Annotated in this window: 20 protein-coding genes and 1 tRNA gene; 5 read left to right on the top strand and 16 right to left on the bottom strand. The window is 36.7% G+C overall.

The window, feature by feature from the left end; all coding sequences use genetic code 11:
• Positions 1–67 precede the first annotated feature (67 nt).
• Positions 68–1,408, top strand: a complete 1,341-nt coding sequence (locus LDP15_RS08400; RefSeq protein ID WP_010905168.1) for an MATE family efflux transporter — start codon at positions 68–70, stop codon at positions 1,406–1,408.
• A gap of 81 nt (positions 1,409–1,489) precedes the next feature.
• On the opposite strand, the gene LDP15_RS08395 is transcribed toward LDP15_RS08400, so the two are convergent.
• The 10 genes from LDP15_RS08395 to LDP15_RS08350 form a co-directional block, all read right to left on the bottom strand.
• On the bottom strand, positions 1,490–2,989 hold the full coding sequence (locus LDP15_RS08395) for an amidase family protein (RefSeq protein WP_225513362.1): 1,500 nt from the start codon (positions 2,987–2,989) through the stop codon (positions 1,490–1,492).
• Positions 2,990–3,209: 220 nt separating this feature from the next.
• A complete protein-coding gene (gatB, locus tag LDP15_RS08390) occupies positions 3,210–4,643 on the bottom strand; it encodes an Asp-tRNA(Asn)/Glu-tRNA(Gln) amidotransferase subunit GatB (protein WP_003129725.1) in 1,434 nt (477 codons plus the stop codon).
• Positions 4,643–6,109, bottom strand: coding sequence for an Asp-tRNA(Asn)/Glu-tRNA(Gln) amidotransferase subunit GatA (gatA, locus tag LDP15_RS08385; protein ID WP_017864006.1), 1,467 nt, complete (start codon positions 6,107–6,109; stop codon positions 4,643–4,645). The genes gatB and gatA overlap by 1 nt, the downstream gene beginning before the upstream one ends.
• Positions 6,109–6,414 carry an Asp-tRNA(Asn)/Glu-tRNA(Gln) amidotransferase subunit GatC gene (gene gatC / locus LDP15_RS08380; protein ID WP_010905163.1) on the bottom strand — a complete coding sequence of 102 codons (306 nt, stop codon included), beginning with the start codon at positions 6,412–6,414 and terminating at the stop codon, positions 6,109–6,111. Before gatC ends, gatA begins: the two co-directional genes overlap by 1 nt.
• Positions 6,415–7,040: 626 nt before the next feature.
• Positions 7,041–7,829, bottom strand: a complete 789-nt coding sequence (codY, locus tag LDP15_RS08375) for a GTP-sensing pleiotropic transcriptional regulator CodY (RefSeq protein ID WP_003129722.1) — start codon at positions 7,827–7,829, stop codon at positions 7,041–7,043.
• A 152-nt stretch (positions 7,830–7,981) separates the two neighbouring features.
• Positions 7,982–9,196: a pyridoxal phosphate-dependent aminotransferase gene (locus tag LDP15_RS08370; RefSeq protein ID WP_003129721.1), complete on the bottom strand. Its 1,215-nt coding sequence runs from the start codon at positions 9,194–9,196 to the stop codon at positions 7,982–7,984.
• Between the two features lie 68 nt (positions 9,197–9,264).
• Positions 9,265–10,848, bottom strand: coding sequence for an APC family permease (locus LDP15_RS08365; RefSeq protein WP_015425675.1), 1,584 nt, complete (start codon positions 10,846–10,848; stop codon positions 9,265–9,267).
• 196 nt (positions 10,849–11,044) lie between these two features.
• Positions 11,045–11,284 (bottom strand): hypothetical protein, encoded by a 240-nt coding sequence (locus tag LDP15_RS08360; protein ID WP_010905161.1) that lies wholly within the window; start codon positions 11,282–11,284, stop codon positions 11,045–11,047.
• Between the two features lie 11 nt (positions 11,285–11,295).
• Positions 11,296–11,505, bottom strand: a complete 210-nt coding sequence (locus LDP15_RS08355; protein ID WP_010905160.1) for a hypothetical protein — start codon at positions 11,503–11,505, stop codon at positions 11,296–11,298.
• Positions 11,506–11,669: 164 nt separating this feature from the next.
• The gene (locus tag LDP15_RS08350) at positions 11,670–12,461 is read right to left on the bottom strand and encodes a DNA/RNA non-specific endonuclease (RefSeq protein ID WP_015425674.1); all 792 of its coding nucleotides are present in this window, start codon (positions 12,459–12,461) and stop codon (positions 11,670–11,672) included.
• 134 nt (positions 12,462–12,595) lie between these two features.
• On the opposite strand from LDP15_RS08350, the gene LDP15_RS08345 reads away from it, so the two are divergent.
• Together LDP15_RS08345 and LDP15_RS08340 are read left to right on the top strand one after the other, a co-directional pair.
• Positions 12,596–13,033, top strand: coding sequence for a CoA-binding protein (locus LDP15_RS08345; RefSeq protein WP_015425673.1), 438 nt, complete (start codon positions 12,596–12,598; stop codon positions 13,031–13,033).
• 180 nt (positions 13,034–13,213) lie between these two features.
• Positions 13,214–14,395 carry an MFS transporter gene (locus tag LDP15_RS08340; protein ID WP_015425672.1) on the top strand — a complete coding sequence of 394 codons (1,182 nt, stop codon included), beginning with the start codon at positions 13,214–13,216 and terminating at the stop codon, positions 14,393–14,395.
• Between the two features lie 59 nt (positions 14,396–14,454).
• On the opposite strand, the gene LDP15_RS08335 is transcribed toward LDP15_RS08340, so the two are convergent.
• Positions 14,455–15,147: a DUF975 family protein gene (locus tag LDP15_RS08335; protein ID WP_225513361.1), complete on the bottom strand. Its 693-nt coding sequence runs from the start codon at positions 15,145–15,147 to the stop codon at positions 14,455–14,457.
• Positions 15,148–15,338: 191 nt separating this feature from the next.
• Here LDP15_RS08335 and tgt point away from each other — a divergent pair, with 191 nt between their 5' ends.
• Entirely contained in the window at positions 15,339–16,487 is a 1,149-nt protein-coding gene (gene tgt, locus LDP15_RS08330; RefSeq protein ID WP_003129711.1) for a tRNA guanosine(34) transglycosylase Tgt, read from the top strand.
• A gap of 62 nt (positions 16,488–16,549) precedes the next feature.
• A tRNA-Thr gene (locus tag LDP15_RS08325) sits at positions 16,550–16,622 on the top strand.
• 188 nt (positions 16,623–16,810) lie between these two features.
• Here the strand turns inward: LDP15_RS08325 and LDP15_RS08320 are convergent.
• From LDP15_RS08320 to LDP15_RS08300, 5 genes are all read right to left on the bottom strand, one after another.
• The gene (locus LDP15_RS08320) at positions 16,811–17,131 is read right to left on the bottom strand and encodes a helix-turn-helix transcriptional regulator (RefSeq protein ID WP_031287883.1); all 321 of its coding nucleotides are present in this window, start codon (positions 17,129–17,131) and stop codon (positions 16,811–16,813) included.
• Positions 17,132–17,261: 130 nt separating this feature from the next.
• Positions 17,262–20,015: a hypothetical protein gene (locus tag LDP15_RS08315; RefSeq protein ID WP_015425670.1), complete on the bottom strand. Its 2,754-nt coding sequence runs from the start codon at positions 20,013–20,015 to the stop codon at positions 17,262–17,264.
• A 77-nt stretch (positions 20,016–20,092) separates the two neighbouring features.
• On the bottom strand, positions 20,093–20,806 hold the full coding sequence (locus LDP15_RS08310) for a WxL domain-containing protein (protein ID WP_225513360.1): 714 nt from the start codon (positions 20,804–20,806) through the stop codon (positions 20,093–20,095).
• 73 nt (positions 20,807–20,879) lie between these two features.
• A complete protein-coding gene (locus tag LDP15_RS08305; RefSeq protein ID WP_042229983.1) occupies positions 20,880–21,182 on the bottom strand; it encodes an LPXTG cell wall anchor domain-containing protein in 303 nt (100 codons plus the stop codon).
• A 36-nt stretch (positions 21,183–21,218) separates the two neighbouring features.
• Positions 21,219–22,352 (bottom strand): DUF916 and DUF3324 domain-containing protein, encoded by a 1,134-nt coding sequence (locus tag LDP15_RS08300; protein ID WP_015425667.1) that lies wholly within the window; start codon positions 22,350–22,352, stop codon positions 21,219–21,221.
• Between the last annotated feature and the right edge of the window lie 1,080 nt (positions 22,353–23,432).

Below are 23,432 nucleotides of genomic sequence, written 5' to 3'. Positions count from 1 at the left end.
ATACTATTGTAAAAACGATTAAAATGGGCTAAAATAAAGAAATCAACTTAGTGTGTTTAGGAAAAAAATGAAAGATTTAACTAAAGGAAATATTTTAACAGGACTTATTGCATTTACTTTGCCCTTACTTATGGGTAACTTTTTTCAGGTCCTCTATAACACGGCAGATACTCTGATTGTCGGTCAAACCTTGGGAAAAGATGCTTTGGCTTCTGTTGGAGCAACAGGCTCCATTAACTTTTTAATTGTCGGTTTTGCTCAAGGAATGACCGCTGGTTTGACAATTTTAACGGCCCAACGTTTCGGGGCAAAAGATGAGTTAGCCATAAAAAAATCCTATGTCACGGGCCTCTACTTTACAATTGCGATTTCTATTTTGCTCAGCATATTGTCCCTTATTTTTGTGGGACCTTTGCTTCAAGTCATGCAGACCCCAAGCCAAATTTTTGAAGGTGCCAAGACCTTTCTAAGCATTATGTTAGGCGGAATGATTGCCACTAATCTCTACGCTTATCTGTCTAATGCTCTAAGGGCTTTGGGCGATTCTAAAACGCCATTATATGCTTTGATTGCTGCCTCAATTTTAAATATTGCCTTTGAATATTTTGCTATTTTAGTCTTAAAATTAGGAATTGCTGGAGCAAGTGGAGCCACAATTTTAGCCCAAATGATTTCGGTATTATTTCTTTTTTGGCACATCAAACGAAAAGTTCCCGAATTTCAAATTTCAAAAAATTTATGGCGGCTAGATCGTGCCGAAATTGTCCACCATGCTAGACTTGGTATTCCAATGGGCTTTCAATCAAGTATTATTGCCATCGGCTCTATCACGCTCCAAGTCGCTTTGAATAAAATGGGAACAAATGCTGTCGCTACCCAAGCCATCGTTTCTAAAATTGACCAATTTGCGATGCTCCCGATGATTTCAATCGGCCTTGCCATGGCAACCTTTGGAGCACAAAATTATGGAGCTAAACAGTACAAACGAATTAATCAAGGCTTAACACGGGCTCTTACAATTGCTGTCGGTTGGTCAATTATCTTTGCCATTATCTTAAACCTTGCTCACTTCTATTTCACCACTGCTTTCATTTCAAGTAGCCAAACAGCCGTTATTGAGATGTCGAGTCACTATTATCTTGTGAACGGAAGCTTCTACTGGTTGTTAGCTATTTTATTCGTTACCCGCTCAACAATTCAAGGCTTAGGTAATGCCAAGATTCCAACATTGTGTGGCTTTGCAGAGCTTTTCATGCGGGCAGGAGTCGCTATCATTGGTGTTCTTTTACTCAATTATACGGTAATTATCTCAAGTAATCCTGCCGCTTGGCTGGGTTCAACCTCTATCTTAATTCCAACAACCATCCGCATGATTAAACGTTTTAGACAAAATCAGGATTTAGCGTAAAACCGCCACTTAGGGCGGTTTTTCTTTTAAATTTACTGATAGATTTGATTTAAAATTTCTGTCAGTAAAATATCATCAAACTCATTGATAAGCTTTGGGTAAAATAAATTGACCCGCTTCTTCAAATTCTTTAGCAACTTTCAATAATTCAATTTCAGAATTTTTTGGTCCCCAAAGTTGAATTCCAAGTGGCAGATTCGTTTCTTCATTAACATAAACGGGCAGAGAAAGCGCAGGCTGACCCGTTAAATTACTGATGAAGTTATAAGGTGTAAATGCTAATGAACGCTCAAATGCGGCTTCAATAATCTCTATTTGTTGTTCAAATTCATATTGGCTAATTTCTGACATTTCTTTTAATACTTCCGCTGTCATTAATTCCTGACCAATTTTGGGGGCTGTTTTAGCAGTTGTTGCCGTCAAAAATAAATCATAATCTTTATAAATTTTGTCAGTAAAATCTCTAGCCGCAAGATCCCACTGAGCTAAAGCATTGATATAAGAAGACACTGGAGCTTTTCTTCCGGCTTCTAAAAGCGCATAAGTCAAAAGTTCAACATCTTGGCTCGTCAATTTTCGTCCGGCAGCCCGTTCCCAAGGTTCTAACATGGCCACTGTTTCAGCGGCATTCATGCGATAATAAGACTGAATCAAAGGACGAGCATCTACAGGAAAATCAACTTCTGTCAATTCATGACCTTGACGCTCTAAAAACTCTACTGCTTTTAGGCTTGCATTTATGGCATCTTTTGATAATTCAATTCCAGAAATCGGGCTTTGGAGTGAATAAGCAATTTTCAATTTTCTTGATAAATTATTACTGACAGCTTGGTCAGTACTTTTAGTGAGCGCTATAAGTTCTTTTTCGTCCAACAATTTTGCCTGATAAGGTGCTGCTTCTTGTAGGGTCTGCATTTCAAGCACAAAACGAGCTGTATCTCGCACAGACACAGTAAGAGCTCCAGAAATCGATGCTCCTTGCCATCCTCGGTAAGAATCAGGCCCTTGTGGCATCCGCCCTCTCGTCATTTTAAGTCCAATCAAGCCCGAAAATGAGGCTGGAATCCGAATCGACCCACCGCCATCTGAAGCTCCAGCAATTGCAAACATCCCAGAAGCCACGGCAGACGCTGCTCCGCCAGAAGACCCTCCCGAATAATAAGCTTCATTCCAGACATTTCGTGTATCTCCGTAGAGTTTTGAATCAGAAATGTTTTTAAAGCCAAACTCTGGAGAATTCGTTTGTCCAAATGGCGTGAAACCAGCTTCTAAGAGTCCTTTAACATAGTTGTCATCCTCTGATGCCACATTCTCTGAAAAGAGCTGAGAACTAGCCGTATCAGGCAATCCTTTATGAGTTTGTCCCAACATTTTCAAAGCAAAAGGAAGACCAGCAAAAAAACCTTGACTCGTTAAAGCTAAATCAGCTTTTGCCTTTTCTAAATCATAAGCAACAATCGCATTGTAACGCGGATTGAGCTTTTGAATCTTGTCATTTGTCATTTCTAATAACGCTTTGGCAGAAAGATTTCCTGATTTTAATTGCTCCGCCCAATAAGTTGCATCTTTAATTTCAAGCATAATTCTCCTTTAAAAGCTGAGTTTTATATATTTGCTGACAAACTCATTCTGCCAACATTTTATCATACTTATCAAGCATAATAAAAAATATCCGTTCCAAATTAGGAAGGATATTTTTTATTATTATAACTAGCAAAACAAAATAAAGTTTTCATATTTCTGTCTTCCACTAACTTATGACCGAACGAAATGTAGGATAGCTGTTTCATACAGCTGATCCTTAGAAATTATCCAATTCTTGATACAAAAGCTTTTGTGCAACCGTTGGGTTAGCTTGTCCTTTAGTTGCTTTCATCAATTGACCAACCAAAGCTTTCGCCGCATTTTGCTTCCCACCACGATAATCTGCTACAGATTGTTCATTCTTAGCAAATACATCATGAATGATTGGCAAAAGCACAGCAGGGTCAGAAATTTGAACCAAACCAGCTTTCTTGACAAATTCTTCGGCAGAACCACCATTTTTTGCTAATTCAATAAAGACTTTTTTAGCAATTTTTGAAGAAATTGTTCCATCTGAAATCAAACGAATCATTTCTGTCAGATTTTCTGGAGTCAAGCCAATCTCATGAAGTTCTTTTTTCTCACTATTCAAATATTGAGCCACTTCACCTTGCAACCAGTTTGACACCAATTTAGGGTCAGTATCAAATTTAATCGCTTGATCAAAGAAATCAGAAACTTCTTTAGTTGCGGTCAATTGACGAGCATCATAATCAGACAAAGCTAAATCATTAATATAATGTGCACGTCTTGCTTTAGCCGTCATTGGAAGGCTCTCACGCATTTGCTCAATCCATTCGTCAGAAATTTCAAAACGAGGGACATCCGGCTCTGGGAAGTAACGGTAATCAGAAGCGCCTTCTTTAACACGCATCAAAATTGTTTCACCCGTTTTGTCATTAAAACGACGCGTTTCTTGACGAATTTCGCCACCAGCACGCAAAATCTTAGCTTGCCTGTCGACTTCAAAGTCCAATGCTTTTTTGACATTGCTAAATGAGTTCATGTTTTTAACTTCTGTCTTCACACCAAAAGCTTCTTGACCATAAGGACGGAGCGAAACATTGGCGTCACAACGCATTGAACCTTCTTCCATCTTCACATCAGAAATTCCTGTGTAAAGAATGGCTTCTTTAAGTGCTGTCAGATAAGCATAAGCTTCCTCAGGAGTGCGCATGTCAGCTTCTGAGACAATCTCAATCAGTGGTACTCCTTGACGATTCAAATCGACATAAGAATAACCATCCGTTCCGTGCGTATTTTTCCCAGCATCTTCTTCTAAATGAGCGCGCTCAATGCGAATCGTCGCTTTATGACCATCTTCAAGTTCAATTTCAATGGAACCATTGTAACCAATTGGCTCATCAAATTGTGAAATTTGGTAAGCTTTGGGATTATCAGGATAGAAATAATTTTTGCGGTCAAAATGCATTGATTTGTGAATATCCATATTCAAAGCAAGAGCCGCTTTAATTCCGCTATCAATTACCCCTTTATTCATTACTGGTAAAACACCAGGAAGTGACCAGTCAATCACATTTGTATTTGTATTAGGGTCTCCACCAAATTTTGTTGAGGCGGGACTGAAAATTTTTGAGTTTGTACTTAACTCAACGTGGACTTCAAGCCCAATTACTGTTTCAAAGTTCATTATTGCACCTTTCCAAAAATAATCGGTTGTTTTTTGTGGAAATCAGTAGTTGCTTCAAAAGCAGCCGCTACTTGATAAATCGTTTCCTCATCATAACGTTTACCAATCAATTGCATTCCCACAGGTAGTCCATCGGCAAAACCAGCAGGAATTGAAATTCCTGGAAGGCCAGCTAGATTGACTGGAATTGTCAATAAATCCGCCAAATACATTGAAAGTGGATCATCAACACGTGCTCCCAAGTCCCAAGCTGGTGTCGGAGTTGTTGGGCCTAAGATTAAATCATATTTTTCAAAAACTTTTGCAAAATCATTGATGATTAAAGTACGAACTTGACCTGCTTTTTTGAAATGTTTATCATAAGAACCTGCTGAAAGACTAAAAGTTCCTAACATAATTCGACGTTGAACTTCTGGACCAAATCCTTCAGAACGTGATTTCACATACAAATCTTCAAGATTTTTGATGTCTTGTGCACGATAACCGTAACGAATACCATCAAAACGTTGAAGATTTGAGCTGGCTTCAGAAGAGGCAATAATATAATAAACTGCAACACCATATTTACTATGAGGAAGACTAACTTCTTCAACGATGGCACCCAATTTTTCCAAATGTTTAGCTGCTGCCAAAATTTGTTCTTTTACTTTTTCATCAATTCCTTCACCAAAATATTCTTTAGGCAAAGCAATTTTCATTCCCTTAATATCTTGGCCAATTTTACTTGTAAAGTCAGGAACTGCAACATTTGATGATGTGCTATCATTTTTATCAAAGCCAGAAATAACATTCAAAAGTTGAGCATTTTCTTCGACTGTTGGCGCCAATGGGCCGATTTGGTCTAATGATGAAGCAAAAGCAATCAAACCAAAACGACTCACACGACCATAAGTTGGTTTCAAACCAACAATTCCATTGAATGCGGCAGGTTGGCGAATTGAGCCACCCGTATCTGAACCCAATGATAAACGAACTTGACCAGAAGCAACTGAAGCCGCAGAACCAGATGAAGAACCGCCAGGTACTTTTGTTTGATCCCAAGCGTTTTTGGTTGGCTTAACTGAAGAATTTTCACCAGAACCACCCATCGCAAACTCATCCATATTGAGTTTACCAATTGTAATTAACCCAGATTCGCTCAATTTATTCGCAACCGTTGCATTATAAGGTGGAATCCAACCTCCAAGAATTTTTGAGGCAGCTGTTGTTTCAATTCCTTCTGTAACAATATTATCTTTGACAGCAATTGAGATTCCGTCAGTCACAACGTCTGGATTAATTCCACGAGCATCAATTGCGGCGGCATCTTGCAAAGCTTTTTCTTCTGTAATTTTCAAAAAAGCATCAATTTGTGGTTCACGTGCAGAAATATCAGAAAGCGTTGCTTTTGTCAGTTCAAGAGCAGATATTTCTTTATTTACAAGTAGCTCATGAAGCTCTTTGATTGATTTGTTATTGTATGACATTAAGCATCTCCTCCATCAGAAAGCATTGCTGGAACTTTGATAAAGCCGTCTTCTTTTTCAGGAACGGCTGCCATGAGTTTTTCACGGTCAAGTCCTTTTTCTGCCACATCTTCACGCATGAAGTTGAGATTATCTGCCACATTCATAGTAAATGGGACACCTTCACCATCAACTTCATCTAACATTTCAACCATATCAATGATTTTTCCAAAAGTATCGGTAAATGATTTTACTTCATTTTCCGAGAATTCAAGCTTTGACAAAAGCGCCACGTGCTTGACTTGTTCCTCTGTAATTTGACTCATATTTTCAATCTCCATTTTTTAGAGTTTATTCTTGTTAATTATAACAAAAAATCGGCATTTTAACAGTCTGTCAGTGATTTTAAACCATTTACCAGTCATTTTTTTACTGACAGAACTTTTTGTCAGTAAAAATAGAAAGCAAAATTACTGACAGAAAAATTTATCTCTGATAAAATTTTAAAAATTGCTGACAGATAATTTCGTCAGTAATTATAAATCTGTAATCGATAATCTTTATAAGACACAAATAACTCCCATCTGAGATAGGAGCTGTTTGTGAAATTAAATATAATGCTATAACCATGTATTTGGCTTCTGTCAGCAAGTTCAACCTTCTGACCTAACCTGATAGCATTTTGATTAAAAGACTTATAAAGCACCAACGAGAGTCGCAAGCGAATGATAAAAGGGCAAAGCGCTAACATGAATTCGCTAGTAACTTTCACGTTCTAAACTAATAAAAATTTGTTTGAAACTCTTATAAAGCACGAAAAGCTCCCATCTGCGATAGGAGCTTTTTGTGAAGCCGAAGTCTAAGCGCTACCTACGTGCTTCGCACTACGCTGTCCATTTTATCTATCCGCTAAAGCGAATGATAAAAGGGCAAAGCGTTAAGACCCTGGCTTTTAGAAATTACGTCCTGCAAGTTTATCAAATAAACCAGTATTAAGAACTTTAAGATAAGTTCCTTTCATACCAAGTGAACGTGATTCAATTACACCAGCAGATTCGAGTTTACGCAAAGCGTTAACGATGACTGAACGTGTAATCCCAATCTTGTCAGCAATGACAGAAGCAATAACATGCCCTTCTTCACCATCAAGCTCTTCAATGATTGCTTTAACAGCTTTCATTTCTGAATATGAAAGTGTGTTAACAGCCATAGTTGCCATGGTGTCTTTACGGATATTTTCTTCCATTTGTTCAAGTTTAAGATTTGAGAGTTGAACACCAATTACTGTTGTTGCAAGTTCAACTAAGACCAAATCATCATCAGTGAATTCGCCGTCTTCACGCCACATGATAAATGTTCCCAAACGCATTCCTGAACCATAAATAGGTGCTAAAGTTGTCACACCTTTTGGAAAATCGCCAAGGCTTTCTTCTGGGAAGATTGCTAATGGGCGGTCAACAGGAACGTTTGCCATTGTATCGTAGATACGTACTGCCGCACGAACATATTCATCAGGCAATTTACGATCATAGAAAAATTGGTCAACACGGTCATTGTTTGTATTATAAGGCAATGAGTAACCAAGCAACTCGCCCTTCGTATTAATCACACATGCATTGCAATCAATGACGTTTGCCAAGCGTTCAGTCATACTGTTATATGGCAACTCTTGTTGCAAATCGGTCACTCCATCTTGCAAAATCGCGGTGATTTTACGTGTTTTTTCAAGTAATGTAGCCACTTTGTTCTCCTATTTTTTTATATTCTTGTTTTTATACAAAATTTTTCATAATCAGTATAACATAAAAAAGCATGAAAAACAATAAAAATTGTCAGAAAATTACTCTCAACAAAAAAAGATATACGAATTATTCATACATCTTTTTCTATTTATTATTTACGATATTGCCAAAGGAAACGTTCCATTTTTTCTTGTATTTCCGCTAATTCGTCCACACGAGGCAGATAAACAATTCGGAAATGGTCTGGCTCTTTCCAATTAAATCCTCGACCATGAACAAGCAGGATTTTTTCCTGCTTCAAAAAGTCCAAGACAAATTGTTCATCATTATCAATTTTATACATTTCTCTGTCAATTTTAGGGAAAATATAGAAAGCTGCTTGAGGTTTGACCGCAGATAATCCTGGAATATCATTGATGGCTTTATAAATGAATTCTCTTTGTTCATAAACTCGTCCACCCGGCAACAGCAATTTATCAACCGATTGAGTGCCACCAAGTGAAGTTTGTACGACTGATTGAGCTAAAACATTGGAACAAAGTCGCATTGAAGCCAGCATATTCAAACCTTCAATATAACCCTTGACATGTGATTTTTCACCTGACAGAACCATCCACCCCACGCGGAATCCCGCAATGCGGTGTGATTTTGAGAGGCCATTCATTGTGACCACAAAAAGATCTGGTGCCAAGCTAGCAATCGGAACATGAACTGCTCCATCCATAACCAATCGGTCATAAATTTCGTCAGAGAAAATAATTAAATTATTTTCTCTAGCCACTTGAACAATTTCAAGCAATAAATCTTTAGAATACAGCGCACCCGTTGGATTATTAGGATTAATCAAAACAATGGCTTTTGTATTACTTGTGATTTTTGAGCGAATATCATCAATGTCAGGGAACCAACCAGCCTGTTCATCACAGAGGTAATGAACAGCTGTTCCTCCAGCTAAGCTGACAGAAGCCGTCCAAAGTGGATAATCAGGCATAGGAATCAAAACCTCATCCCCTGTGTCCAAAAGTCCCTGCATGGCCATAACAATCAATTCAGAAACCCCATTACCTGTGAAAATATCATTGATATCAAGATTAGGAAAACCCTTGAGCTGACAGTATTGCATAATCGCTTTACGAGCCGAGAAAATCCCTTTAGAATCTGAATATCCTTCGCTATCCACAGCATGTTGAATCAAGTCACTAATGACTTCATCAGGAGCAAGAAAGCCAAATTCAGCTGGATTTCCTGTATTCAATCGAAGAATTTTTTCACCATTGGCTCGCATTCTTTGTGCTTCATCCAATACTGGACCACGAATATCATAGCTGACATTATCAAGTTTATGCGATTTTTCAAATTTTCTCATTATTGACCTCCGTAATATTATGAAGTTTTGATTTTCAAAACTTACAAACAAATTCTGGTAACACTAGTTTATTTCTTTTTATAGACTTGGAAATATTTTCCAGCATAGTTAGTCACTTTATAGTCTTTATCTAAAACTTTTTTCAAACTAGTCGGAGCTTTCTCACTGGCCTGTAAAACAACGAATTTATCTGATAATTTACCCACTTTCAAATCATAACTTTGGGTAAATTTAATTGGATAATTTGCTGGAACATTATCTAAAGTTGAAATTGTTTTGGTCAAATTGTTAATATTTTTACCATCAGCGACAACATAAACTCGGTCAGAACCTGTGGCATTTGCCTTAATATATTGTGCCACACTTTGCTCTTCTGAAGCAATTGTTCGGTTCATGAAATGATAACTAATTGGTGTAAAAATGACAAAAAGTATTGCCAAAATCGGAGCAAATAAACGATTTTGCAGATATTTCAACAAAATTTGATCGCTATCTGTCAACCCAAGACCTGCAAAAACTATTGTAAATGGCAGGACAGCCAAAAGATTAGAACTATCAAAAGTCTGAGCAAAAACAATCATTGTTGTCAATCCAACAATTCCAATAAGCATCATGACGTACCAAACTCTGGCTGGTCCACCCTTTTTGAGTTGTACAATTCCTTGGACGAAACCTGCAACAATTCCAAAAATAAGAGTGAGAACTAAGGCTTTAGCAAGAGTTAATAATAAATCACCACTTGGACCAAAATGTGTAAAGGGAATTAAAATAGATTGTTCAATAGAAGTATAGATTGTTTGTTCTTCAAGAGAATAATAAGCGACTGAGTAACCTACTAAAAGAACTCCCAAAATTGTTGCCAGCATTTGGTAAAAACCACGTCCAATTTTACGGCTACCAACATTATGAATAATGAGAGCGATAGCAGATAAAATAAAGAAAACTGACATGACAGGAGAAATGACTAAGGCAAAGGCAGCTGCCATTCCAAATCGAATAAATCCCCTATCTGTAGAACTATCTTGGAAATAAGAACTCAAAAATCGTGCCGCCCATAAGGCAAAAGGAAGAGCAAAGAGCGTTGGACTATCTCCTCCTCTTGCCAAACCTGCAATAATAACTAAGGTAAAAACCGATACAGTTAGTGATGCTGTTTGATTTTTCGTTTGTTGACCCACTAAGCGGTAAACTAAAATTCCACTGATTAGTAAAGCAATAATTTCAAAAAGCCATAAAAGCCAAGTCGTCCCACCAATATTCCCTAACCAATTAATGAGATAAAAAACCGTACCACCTGTCCCATAAAAATCATTAAAAGGAACTAAACCATGATGCATCGCAAATCCAGAATAAAGGTTTTGTGATTGGCTGGCTGTGGCTACTGGTTTCCACAAAGGAAATGCATAAAAAGTTAATGCTAAAAGCACTGACAGACCCGTAAGTAATCCATAGACTGCTAAAGGAATTCTGAGTGTTTTTTCATGTGTCAATTTTTGTCTTGAAGTTCGTTCGACGTTTCGACCTTCTGGTTCTTCTTCTAAATGCCTGATTGCTTGATTCGCTGCCGCTTCCACGACATCAGAATCTTTATTTGCCCAACGAGAGCTTCTCCGCTCATGACGTGACGAGCGGGATCTGTATTCATTTGACATGACGTCCTCCGATGTTTCCTTAGCGGAAATCTTTTTTATAAACAAAATGCTTGTTTCAAATACACAGTTGTAAAAAAATTATACCAAATTTTTGGAAAACACTCAATAAAGTTAAAAATGATTATAAAATTATAAGCAAAAAATTACTGACAAAAAGGGCAGTAATCTCTATAAGTTAATATTATTTATAAACTACTTAATTCCTAATTTTACCAAGAATCCAAAGGACTAAAGCGACAACCGCAATGAATAACCAAAAGTGTGGGTTAAACAAAAGTACAATCCCTGAAATAATCAAACGAATAATCAGTAAAATAAGTAAAATGGGCAAGATATAGCGTACAAATACTCTCAATGCCATCACTCCCAAAAGCACTAACAAAATTGAAAGCAAAGCCCCCATTACAATCAAACCTGATAAAAATCCTACAAACATTTTTTCTCCTTTTAGTAGTAACGACTACGACTGGCTCTCACAAGCCATACAATAATGCTAATTACGAGCAAAGTCCCCCAAAAATGCGGACTAAGTAAGAGCATTAAACCACCGAACAAAAATTTCAAAATCATTAATATAATCAAAGCAGGTAAAACAATTTTAAAGAATCCTTTTATAAAAAGTAACATAGCTAAAAATAGTATAAGTAGTAAAAACATTCTCTTTCCTCCGATAATTAACAAATTCTAATCACTCATGAATTTGTATTTATATATTAATTATAGCAAGAAAAAAAGCCCGAATTCTCAGTCTTTTGACTGATTTTTCAAGCATTTTTTTACTGACAGAGCTTTATTTTACTGACAGAACAGTCTGTCAGTAACTATTTAGGGCTGACTGTGTTAACTGCGGTCCCGTCAGCATAATTAATTTTTGCATTTGGAGCGACATTGTCAAGAACAACGACAGTTGCTCCACCATTTCCTGACTTTTCACGACCACCACCGAGTTTGATAGACAAGGTTTGACCATTTTTATCAATTCCAACATAAGCCAAACGAATTTGTCGAGGCAAAAGTTCATTTCCTTCGTAGAGAGGGGTCACTTGGTAATCTAAATAATAATTGGGATGATTTGCAAGCCAACTGTCCAAACGATTTTCGTAATAAAGCATGCTGGCTGTATTTCCATCATTGGTTCCAGTGAAATTTCCACCATTGAACCAAGCCGTTTCTGGCACTAAATTTCTTGCTTCATTATTTAGACCTGAAAATTGATAACCCACCAAATGGCCACGAGCCATTAGCCACATTTTACCAATCGAACCATCTGATTTTTTATAATAAAAATTATAATTATGCCAACCAACCGGATTATAGGTCAAGGGTTCACGTTTGACTTTAGGTTCTTGAGAATCATTCAATTGAATATGTGAATCAACCGCACGACCTAAAGCATCAGTATTGGCCATGACCATTTGTCTTTGATTTTTAAAAGTTAAAGGAGCTTGTTTAACCGAACTTGCCAGTGATTTTGTGGAAACTTGGCTACTATTATCAGTAGCCGAACTATTTCCTTGTCCCAAATGCAGACGTCCCGAACCAAAATATCCTACAACCAGTGCAATAATGACTACAATGACGCTTGTTAGTGTTTTTATTTGTTTCTTATTCATAGCTTAATTATAGCAAAAAATTTCAAGGATTTTACAATTCTGAAAAATTTTTATAATCATTTTAAAGAAGCTTTTAAACCACACCACTTCCCTTAATATTGTATAATAAAAACAAAGCAGGAGGAGGAAATCTAATGTACGAATTTGAAAATCCAGAACAAGAGGTAATGTTTGATTATCTCAAAAATGCAAAAACCATCGCTGTCGTTGGGATTAGCGATAAAACAGACCGTTCATCTTTTTTAATTGCTCAAGGATTACAACAAAATGGCTACCATGTTATTCCAGTCAATCCAAGACTTGCTGGCCGTGAATTACTAGGTGAAAAAGTCTACGCTTCTATCAAAGAAGTTCCTTTTCACATTGATATCGTTGATATCTTTCGTCGAAGTGAGTTTTTGGCGGATGTTGCTCGTGACTTCATTGAAACTGACGCCGATATTTTCTGGGCGCAATTGGGCTTACAATCTCAAGAAGCTGAAGAAATTCTTCGAGAAGCAGGAAGAAATAAAATTGTGATGAATCGCTGTATTAAAATTGAATATGCCTATTCAGGCTTAGGGAAAAAATGACTACAAAAGTTATTTTATAGACTATTACGTTTCCCCGGCAACATTTTATCGATTTTTTTTGATACAATAATAAAGTTGAATTACGCAAACACAAAACTCTCGTCTAAAAAGCGGGAGTTTTATCTGTTTTTTAGGCGGATGTTTACGCATTCATAAATTTTTCTCAAAGAAAGGAACTTTATGAAAGAAAAACTTTGGACAACAACTTTCGTTGTTAATATGTTACTTAATTTTATTTTTTATCTTGTTTTTTATCTCCCTACTGTTGTTATTGGTACAATGGCTATGGAACGTTATCACGCTTCTGCTAGTATCGCTGGTATTTTATCTGGAATTTTTATTGTCGGCGGATTTATTGCTCGACTTTGGGCTGGAAATAATATGAAACGCCTTGGTGCAAAAAAACTTTTGTACATAGGAACACTCATTTATTTCTTGCTTACCTTTGCTTATTTCTTTGTGCATAGTGTCGTTCTACTTTTAATTTTACGTCTTGTACAGGGACTTGGATTTGGTATTGCTGCAACAGCTTCTGGAACTTTGGCTGGTGCCATTGTTCCTTCTTCAAGACGTGGTGAAGGAATTGGTTATTATGCGCTTTCTGTCACATTATCGTCAGCAGTTGGTCCCTTTTTATCAATGTTTCTTTACCGGACATCAGGTTTTTATTCATTAATTTGGCTTTCTGCCTTACTTTTATTTATTGCCTTAGTCGGAATTTTCTTCATACATGCTGAAAAAACTACTGACAGCTCTAATTCTGTCGATAATAAAGTGCATAAAAAATTCGCTTGGTCAAATTACTTTGAAAAAGAAGCTTTACCAATTTCATTAATTGCCTTTCTCATAGGTATTTCATACTCAAGTATTCTGTCATTTATGGATGCTTACGCTCGTAATATTCATCTTTCAGAGGCTGCCTCATTTTTCTTCTTAGTTTATGCCATTACTGTCCTTCTTTCTCGTCCAATTACTGGTCGTGTCTTTGACGGCTTTGGTGATAACTTTGTAATGTATCCAACCTACCTCTTCTTTGCACTTGGCCTTTTACTGATTGGTTTTGCTCATTCTGGTTGGATGTTGCTCCTTGCTGCTATATTTATCGGTTTAGGCTACGGCTCATTTTCGCCTTTTGGACAAGCAATTGCCATCCGTAATTCAGAAGCTCATCGTTTAGGAATCACAACTTCTACTTTCTTTGGCTTTATGGATATGGGTGTCGGTTTTGGACCATTTATTTTAGGAATGTTTATGCCTCTATTAGGCTATCGTAATCTCTATTTTGCATCAGCAATTCTTGCACTTCTAATTGCTGTCATTTACCATTTCGTTCATGGACGTCATGCTAAACGTGAAAATTAAGCTACTGATTGTTCTGTCAGTAAATAAAAAAGCTGTCAAAATTACTGACAGCTTTTTTATTATTTACCAATATTTTCGTAATAAGCAATTGAAGCCATGTTGAGGTAAGGAGTAGTCCAGAATCCTGCTAAACCACCTGAGATACCATAAAGAACATACCACCAGAAGAAACTCAATTTGAAAATGAAGTAATTTCCACGCAAACCTTTCATCATTGTTGCTGATTCGCTAAGAACGCCCATAACACCGCTGTAACGCCCTTCTTCTAACTGATCAAACAAAACATAAGTTGCTTGTGACCAACCAAGTCCCAAATAAATTGCAAATGCCCAACCAATCACTGGGATAAACATCAAGGCAACAAAAATCACCCCTTTGACAATACTTAAAAGAATAATTTTGCCAGCTGAACCATCATAGAAAGGTCCAAAAACATTTTTAAATTGTGGATTATTTCGTTCACCACGGAAAATTTTGATATAGTTAAAAATTGCCCCAACTGTTACTACCGAAACAAACAAGGCTACAACAATCATTAAAATAGCAATAAGCAAAGTCGCAAAGCTAATCACCATCCAAACACTACCTGGAATACTATCAAAATTAGAAGTATTGTAGTCCATGGACTGCTTTACACCATTTCCTCCACCTAAAATCCCGGCAATAATTGGAATAATAAAGAGTAACATTTTTGAACCAAAATTATCTTTTAAAGCTCCTTTGGATTGATTTTTCAATTCCCATCTTGACATAAAATACCTCCCAATAATTTGTCTTACATTATATTTACTTAATTATACCAATAAATAGGCAAAATCTCTAAGACTTTCGCCCGATTTTCAAAAAATCATCTATAAAAAGCGTTTAATTTTTGTTATACTTATAAGTGCTTGCTTTTTAAGCTACAAGAAGACTCGATTCTACGAGTAAATAAAGGAATCTTATGACAGAACACGCAATAAAATACAGATTAATAAAAAAAGAAAAACATACAGGAGCAAGATTAGGAGAAATCATCACACCGCATGGTACCTTCCCAACTCCAATGTTTATGCCCGTAGGTACTCAAGCTACCGTTAAAACAATGAGCCCAGAAGAACTCAAAACATTAGGCTCAGGGATTATTCTCTCAAACACTTACCACCTCTGGTTACGACCCGGAGATGAACTTGTCGCTGAAGCTGGCGGTCTTCACAAATTTATGAATTGGGATCAACCTATCCTGACTGATAGTGGTGGTTTCCAGGTTTACAGCCTAGTTCAAAACAAAAAAAATATCACAGAAGAAGGCGTTAAGTTCAAGAGCCATTTGGACGGACGTGAACTTTTTCTTAACCCCGAAAAAGCAATAAGCATTCAAAATAATCTTGGCTCTGACATCATGATGTCCTTTGACGAATGTCCACCTTTCTATCAACCCTATGACTATGTCAAAGCCTCTGTTGAAAGAACTTCCCGTTGGGCTGAGCGTGGTCTCAATGCTCATCGTCGTCCAAATGACCAAGGACTTTTCGGAATTGTTCAAGGAGCTGGTTTTGAAGATTTACGTCGTCAATCAGCTAGAGACTTGACTTCAATGGATTTCGCTGGTTATTCTATCGGTGGTCTTGCCGTTGGTGAATCTCATAAAGAAATGAATGCTGTCCTTGACTTTACAACACCAATGCTTCCAGAAGACAAACCCCGCTATTTAATGGGTGTTGGTGCACCAGACAGCTTGATTGATGGCGTTATTCGTGGAGTTGATATGTTTGACTGCGTTCTTCCTACACGAATTGCTCGTAATGGAACTCTGATGACTCATTTCGGTCGAGTTAACATTCGTAATGCTAAATACGAACACGATTTTACTCCACTTGACCCAATGTGCGATTGCTACACATGTACTAACTATACACGCGCCTACCTTCGTCATTTAATCAAAGCCGATGAAACTTTTGGTCTTCGTCTTTGTTCATACCACAATCTTCACTTCCTCGTAAATCTAATGAAAGACGTTCGCGGGGCCATTATGGATGACAACCTTCTGGAATTCCGAGAAGATTTCTGTGAGCGTTACGGCTACAATCAACCCAATGCCAAAGACTTCTAGTTCTTGAAAATAGGTTTAAAAAGTTGTATTATAATAAAAGTGGGTAACCACTTTCATTTTGTGCCGAGTTAGCTCAGTCGGTAGAGCACTTCACTCGTAACGAAGGGGTCACAGGTTCGATTCCTGCACTCGGCATTATTCAAAATAACTCAACCTTTTATGGCTGAGTTATTTTTGTAAAAGCCATCGCCGCTGGATACAGAAAGTCTTTAAGATAGAGTTCTAATTGTAAACCCTACCATAATTCACTAAAGTAATATAAAAAACACTACCAAACAAATAAAAAGTCTGGTAGTGTTTTTTTATTTAACTTATTAAACAACTCAATATGAATCATCTTTTACTCGGGATAATACCCATTTCTGGCTCAGAAGGTACATTTCCATTTTTTGTGTATTGTTCAGAGACGTAAATGTAGTCTCAATATTCTCTACATCTTTAAAAGGAATTTTCCCAATCAAATACTCTGGTAGAACTTTAAAATAGTCTGCCAGCTCCATTAATCTTACACCAGAAGGCATCCCTCCATTTTTATAATTCGCAAGAGCATTCCTAGTGTAGCCTAAGTCTCTCTCAATCTGATTAAATGATTTACCAGAATTATGAGTTAATGCTCTCAAACGTTGATAAAATATATTTTCCATTTTCTTATCCATCAATACACCATTAGTCGTGTACTCTTTCCTTAATTATCTCCCGAATATTTACCTCATTGTATTATCAATTAAATTAGTCAAAAATTTCTCAGATTCATTTATTGATAATCACCTTTTCTTATGGAGCACTTGTGAGCGTCCAAGATAGCGTTCCTTTAAAATTAGCATCCGCTTTTTGGAAACCGATAGGAACTCTTAACGTAAAGAGACTTGGCGATTTTCCGTCTATAACTACTGTATCTCCAGTTTTACCTGAAGTCGTAGAATGAATAATTTGTGGATTACTAGTGAGTACTTGACCATCATATGAAAGATAATTCATGAATGAAATTCCACCCATTACTGGAGCTCCAGTATCACTCATCACTTCTTGAATTGGTGAAGTTTGAGCTACACTGACTGTCCATGGCGTTACCAAACTACTTGCTCTAGTATCTGACACTACAACTGAATTATCCAACACACCTTGATAACTCTTTTCTACTGAAGAAATCGTATTTTCACCAAAATCAATTTTTGTTGGAACAGAACTAAAGCCAATTTTACCATTATAAACTAGGTTAGCTTGATAAATATTGACTTCAGAAAATGCAACTCCACCCGCTCCCGCTACGGCATCTTTCAAGCTACCATAGTTTACTTGATAAGGACTCAAAAAATCTTTGATAGACCAACCTGAAGCATTATTTGTAATCCAATCATTTAACCAATTTTGTGCTTTATCAATTGAAGTTGCATCAATAGGAGCTCCTGTCAATACTGTAGCAATAGTATAGGGTTGAGGTGCCGTTGGAGCTCCATTAACTGAACTTTGATCAATGTTTACCTGTAATGTGATATCTTTTGATAGAGCTCTTAAAGTTATCGCAAAGTTATTTGCTCCAACAATAAATCTAGGGTTTGCTGCTTGTGCTGCTTCAAGAGCTGTCATTCCTTGAATACTACCATCTACATAGGTTTTCCCATCTGGTGCGACTACTTTATCAATAGCGTACCCCTTAGGAATATTTGGTGTAAAACTAAGCTGCTCTCCACCATAGCCCCAAATACTAGATGAAGAAGGCAAAGTAGCCTGAAGCTCACCTGCTACCCCATTTTGTCCGGGAACATTTGAAGCCCAATTATAGCTTATTGTTCCCGTTTGCTTCTCTGCCGCAATGGTCACTTTAAAATTATTCGAACCAGTAGTAAAGTGGTCATTTGCCTTTAAGGCTTCAGTAACAGAGGAATAAGTTTTGTTATCAGGCCCTAATACTTCATTGACAACGTAACCTGGTTCAAGAGTTGGCATAACAAAACTCAAATCAGAACCAGTTAAACCTGATAATTGAATAGTATCAGGTAATGCTGGAGGATTGGTTGGAACGCTGTTATTATAATCAAAACTTACTTGTCCCAACTGATTAGTAGGAGCCAAGGTTACCTGATATTGATTATTAGCGGTCGTTGTATCAAAACTTGGATTTAAGGCGAAAAAGGCTTTAATCGTTGCATCCGTTGTCGCTCCTGACGTTGCTTTACCACTCGCCGAAGTAATCTTAGAAATATAGTAACCAGCAGGTACTTTATCCGTTAAATTCTTTTGAACATTGAGGGAAGAAGCTGAAAAGAGTTGGTCTGTAACCCCTGATACTGACAGTTTTGATGGAACAGCAGGGGTTCGTTGAGCCGTTGGATCATAATTAAAAGTAAATCCACCCGTTTGCGCTAAAGGAGTGTAAGAAACATTAATCTGGTTAGGATTTGCCGTTCCACTAGGGAAATTTTGAACAGTAACTGCCGAAGAAATTGACTTAAAGGTATAGCCTGTTGGCGCTACTGGTGCAAAATAATCATAGTTATCTGAGGTATTTGTCGTATTACCTTGAGGCACCACCCCAATCTTATCACCTACATTGGCAGTGATTGTAGAATTTTCCCACGCACTACCTTTGGGAGCTAACTGACCACCAGTTGCACTATTAAGATAGTTAACATTAACTGGTTGCACTCCTTTCCCAGCACCAACTAAACCAATTGTAACAGTCATTTGTGAGTAGTTCCCGCCGGTTGCAGCCATAAATCCAATTGACATACTTTTTTGAACGGTCAGTTTTGCAGAAGCAACATAATCAGTGTTTGAATTTCGAGAAGTGTATTTCATCGTTCCGGTAACTGTTCCGTCCGAATTTAAAACAGGGTTAGTCCAATACATTTCAAAGGCATTGGAAGAATTATTCTTTGCAGTATAATCAGAACTAGCATTAAGAACCTTTTTGCCCGCATCATCACCCTGAGCAATAACGGTTGCCGTATTATAATCACTTCCTAAAAGAATGGAAGTCTTTCGATATGAGTAGTTATTTCCAATGAAATAAGTTCCCGAACCGAGATTACCTACCCCTAAATTCCCCCCAGTTGAACCACCAGAAAGTTGAGAAGAAGACAAATTTGTAAGTAAAACTCCATTTGCATCCCCCAATTGACTACCAGAACCAGTGCCAAACCAACCAGCGCTTGCATAAGTACTTCCACCAAGTGAGATCGGTTGAGTCATATCCACTGCCCCATTAAAAGGGAGCCATGAACCTGTATCTCTCTGATTAGTTCCAAAATCATAGGTTGATATAGATGACCAGCTTGCTCCACTCGTATTTTTTCCCACAGGTGTAAAATTACCAGGTGTCTGAAAGTCGCCAAGTGTCCACGTATGATTTCCCGTATCGACGGTTCCCCCAGGGTTTAAAGTAGTCGTCGCATTAGCTGCTGACACTGTTGTCTCTCCATGTAGGGCTAAAATTGGCAACAAGGTACTTACCAAAAGTAGGGCACTTGCGCCAATATTTGTAGATTTTTTAAGTAAGTTTTTTATTTTTCCCATTGTTGTTTTCACTTTCGTTAACCACCTTATTTAAAATGATAAAAAAGCTGTTTCTTCACTTTGGAAGAGACAACTTTTTTATTCCTAGATTAAGGCGCAGTTATCAAATCCCATTGGAGAGTTGTAGAAAAGTCCCCTGCTAAGGCTGATCCTGAAGGAACGCTTAGAGAAATAGGTCCTCCAGCAGTATTACCTTTATAGTCTGCTGCTTTACCATAGCTTGTCAAATATGTACCTGTGGTACCATCTGTTGACATTACATTTTGTGCAGTACCAGGATCCAATGTGAAGCCAGCCTCAGCAGTTGGAGTATAAGCCCCTCCACCAGCATTAGCAGCTGTACCTGCTGAGAAGCTCAAAGTAGCTCCTTTAAGGTCGGCACTGCCATTGTTAAATTGCTTCAATTGAGTCACATTTAATTGTGTCCCATTCTTATCTCCGCTTCCCAAACCACGAAGGTCGTGCATTTCAACAAATGCTCCAACAGGTGTACCGTTAAAGGCAGTTGTGTCAGCATCCGCAAAGTAAGTTTCTGATTTAGCCGAAATTTCGTGTTTACCAAAAGCTAAGTCAGAACCATAGTCAATCGCAAGTTCTCCTGGTGTACCTCCAGGGCCAGTTCCTCCAGGAACTTCTGGGTTAGTGATATCTGGTGGTGTTGTTGTATTGGCTGTGAATCCGATCGTTCCTGTTGAATTCCATTGTTCTGCTTTAACTGATGCTGCTGATACTGCTGAAGCTCCTGAAGCTCCGGCTACAAGAAGGGCAAGAGTTGCCGCTGAAAAAGTAATTGCTTTTTTCATGTTAGTTTCTCCTTTGAGTTGTTAAATATATATAATTAAATTATTTTAATTATCGAGTTAAGTTTAATTGAACTTATTTACGTCTTTTTAAATAAACAAGTCCAATAATAAGGTTAAGTAAGCCAATCCCAGTCCATTCCATAGGAACTGATTTTTTATCTCCTGTTTTTGGAAGTTCTTTATTTCCAGAGCCTGTAGATGGATTTTGAGGATTGACAACTTCTGGTTTCTCCTTAGAAGACAAACTACCAGTAAAGCCGACTGTTGCCCGCGTCGTAGTATTCTTTTCTTCTTGAGCAGAAACAGAGAGGGGATAAGAAGCAATCACTATCAAGAGCCCCATAGAGATAAACAAAGTTTTTTTTCTTTTATTCAAAGTTTTCTCTTCCTTTCTTACTGACTTTAACTGTCACTATTTTTGATGATTCTCTTTTTTACGTCGGGAGCTAAAGATTAAGAATATCAATAGCAGAATAATTAGAATAAGTGCAATACCAATAATCATTAGCCAATTAATAGGTTCTTTATAATGGACCGTTGGGTCACTATTATTGAGTTTTTGGGCCTTTTCTCCTGCAATTTCAAAGTCCTTTTCAAAAGTCCATTTATATTCGTAATTTACACTTTTACCATTAACAGTTGTCTCATAAGCTCCCGTGGCACTTTTCACACCATAAACTGTCATCGAAAGATGATATTTACCAGCTTCTAGTGCTTTAGAAGATTGATCGCCAATGTTACCTTTGATGGAAACTGGAATCGCAAAATCAAAATTAGAGTTCGGAGCCATTTTCATATCAGAATTTTCAAAGCTATATTTTAATTCTGAATTAGTTACTCCTTTGACGGTCGCTGTCGCGTTCATATCTTGAAGATAAGTTGGGGAAATGTTTTGTAGGTTTGCCGCAAATACATTTCTCGAATTCACTTGTGTAGCTTTGACTTCATTAAGCCTAAGTTGAGGAGAAACTTTCTGGGTATTTTGTTGAGTCACAAGAGCAATCACATATCTATATTCATTCTTGATGGAAACACCCTTTGATGAACTTGATTCTTGATTTCCCTCTTTTTCCTTAAAGGAAAAACCTCCTGCCAAAATACCGGTATCCATTCCTTTAGGCATGCTAACCTTTGCAGTCATTATTACCTGAGCGTGTGCGGCAATCGTTACTTCTTTTTTAGGAATATCAACAAAGTCTTCAATATTATATTTTAGAGAACTATCCTTTGTTGCTTTAGATGAATCATAAATAGCAAGCCCATTTCCATTTGTGGTCGAGTGGGCAAATGCCATCTCTACCGTTATGGACTTAGAAGTCGCATTATTTACCTTAAAAGATAATGTTTGCTGAGATTCTGGACTCATTACTAAATTAAAATATCCCAAATTTTTATCCACTTGATTCTCAGGTATTTCTGGGCTTACATTAAAGTTAGAAGATGAGGCATATATACTTTTACTACAATAGAATAAGCTAAAGACAAGCACTAATACTAAACTGACTTTACCTATGATATTTGAAACTGAATTCTTCTTTTCAATCATTTTATTTCCATTCTTGACAAATTTATTTAATTTCTATTTTGCTCCGAAGTGATAGATTGAAAAAATCATTCATTAATTCTAGGATTCTATCTTCTTCTTATTAAAGAAAGATAAGTCACTGCTAAATTATTCTAAAGTCATAATCAATATGCTGTAATTGAATTTCTCTTTTTTTGTATGATGAAAAATTGGCTAGAGTAACAAATTCTATTCAAATAGAAGAAAATGTCTCTCATTGACTACTTAATTTTTTAGTGTTTTCTTTAATTCTTGTTCTTTAATTCTCTCTTTTTAAAATTACTATCCTTATTTTATAGCCTCTCCTTAACCAATTTATTTAACTATATATAGAGCCTTTTTTGAACTTTATTTCGCAATATTTTATACTTATTATTGAGCATTTCGGGCTTTTTCTATTGCTAGTCTCCGAAAAATTAGTATTTTTCGGATATATGTTTTTAAACTACACATCTTTTAATATGAATAAAATTTGTACTTATTCATCTGCAAAACTAACCAATCAGTAGGCTAAAATAATAAAATTAACTAAGAATGGTTAAAAAACATTTACTTAGTTTTAATTAATTTATTAATTTTATTGAAGTATTCCAAAAAATTAATAAATTAATTAAGCAAGAGCAATATCCGAATAAAGTCTATTGTTTTATAAAAGATAAAAAACACCAATATAATAGTAATGTTAGTTTGTTTTATAAATCCTAAAAAAAGAAAATTAACTATATTTTGTTTAAAAAAGTTAATTTTTCCAGTTGAAATGTAATTTTTAAGTAAATTTATAGAATCAAAGGCTTGATTTTAAAAAGAGTTATGATATAATATTACTATAATTATATTTTCGTAATATTCTTCTCAAATAAACTGTACGTTATTCCGAAAAATACTAATTTTTCGGAACGACATGGTTATAAAATACAAAGAATGCTTAAAATAAAACATCACCGCCCTCTAAAGCAGTGATTTTTTATTTTACTTTTTTTAATATTAGGTAACTAAAGCAACTATGTCATTAAAAGTGAGCTTATTCGCTCTTTACTAGAGCAGTCGAACTGTTAACGCTAT

Source organism: Lactococcus sp. SK2-659, from assembly GCF_020218185.2.
Lineage (GTDB): Bacteria > Bacillota > Bacilli > Lactobacillales > Streptococcaceae > Lactococcus > Lactococcus lactis.
This window is presented reverse-complemented; position numbering and strand designations above follow the sequence as displayed.

What these genes read in the sequence shown, in the direction of transcription:
- LDP15_RS08340 (WP_015425672.1), top strand. Translation starts at nt 13,214, where the DNA reads ATGAAAGAAAAACTTTGGACAACAACTTTCGTTGTTAATATGTTACTT.
- LDP15_RS08300 (WP_015425667.1), bottom strand. Translation starts at nt 22,352, where the DNA reads ATGATTGAAAAGAAGAATTCAGTTTCAAATATCATAGGTAAAGTCAGT.
- LDP15_RS08320 (WP_031287883.1), bottom strand. Translation starts at nt 17,131, where the DNA reads ATGGAAAATATATTTTATCAACGTTTGAGAGCATTAACTCATAATTCT.
- LDP15_RS08335 (WP_225513361.1), bottom strand. Translation starts at nt 15,147, where the DNA reads ATGTCAAGATGGGAATTGAAAAATCAATCCAAAGGAGCTTTAAAAGAT.
- LDP15_RS08310 (WP_225513360.1), bottom strand. Translation starts at nt 20,806, where the DNA reads ATGAAAAAAGCAATTACTTTTTCAGCGGCAACTCTTGCCCTTCTTGTA.
- LDP15_RS08345 (WP_015425673.1), top strand. Translation starts at nt 12,596, where the DNA reads ATGTACGAATTTGAAAATCCAGAACAAGAGGTAATGTTTGATTATCTC.
- gatB (WP_003129725.1), bottom strand. Translation starts at nt 4,643, where the DNA reads ATGAACTTTGAAACAGTAATTGGGCTTGAAGTCCACGTTGAGTTAAGT.
- LDP15_RS08400 (WP_010905168.1), top strand. Translation starts at nt 68, where the DNA reads ATGAAAGATTTAACTAAAGGAAATATTTTAACAGGACTTATTGCATTT.
- LDP15_RS08355 (WP_010905160.1), bottom strand. Translation starts at nt 11,505, where the DNA reads ATGTTTTTACTACTTATACTATTTTTAGCTATGTTACTTTTTATAAAA.
- tgt (WP_003129711.1), top strand. Translation starts at nt 15,339, where the DNA reads ATGACAGAACACGCAATAAAATACAGATTAATAAAAAAAGAAAAACAT.
- LDP15_RS08395 (WP_225513362.1), bottom strand. Translation starts at nt 2,989, where the DNA reads ATGCTTGAAATTAAAGATGCAACTTATTGGGCGGAGCAATTAAAATCA.
- LDP15_RS08365 (WP_015425675.1), bottom strand. Translation starts at nt 10,848, where the DNA reads ATGTCAAATGAATACAGATCCCGCTCGTCACGTCATGAGCGGAGAAGC.
- LDP15_RS08350 (WP_015425674.1), bottom strand. Translation starts at nt 12,461, where the DNA reads ATGAATAAGAAACAAATAAAAACACTAACAAGCGTCATTGTAGTCATT.
- LDP15_RS08370 (WP_003129721.1), bottom strand. Translation starts at nt 9,196, where the DNA reads ATGAGAAAATTTGAAAAATCGCATAAACTTGATAATGTCAGCTATGAT.
- LDP15_RS08360 (WP_010905161.1), bottom strand. Translation starts at nt 11,284, where the DNA reads ATGTTTGTAGGATTTTTATCAGGTTTGATTGTAATGGGGGCTTTGCTT.
- gatC (WP_010905163.1), bottom strand. Translation starts at nt 6,414, where the DNA reads ATGAGTCAAATTACAGAGGAACAAGTCAAGCACGTGGCGCTTTTGTCA.
- gatA (WP_017864006.1), bottom strand. Translation starts at nt 6,109, where the DNA reads ATGTCATACAATAACAAATCAATCAAAGAGCTTCATGAGCTACTTGTA.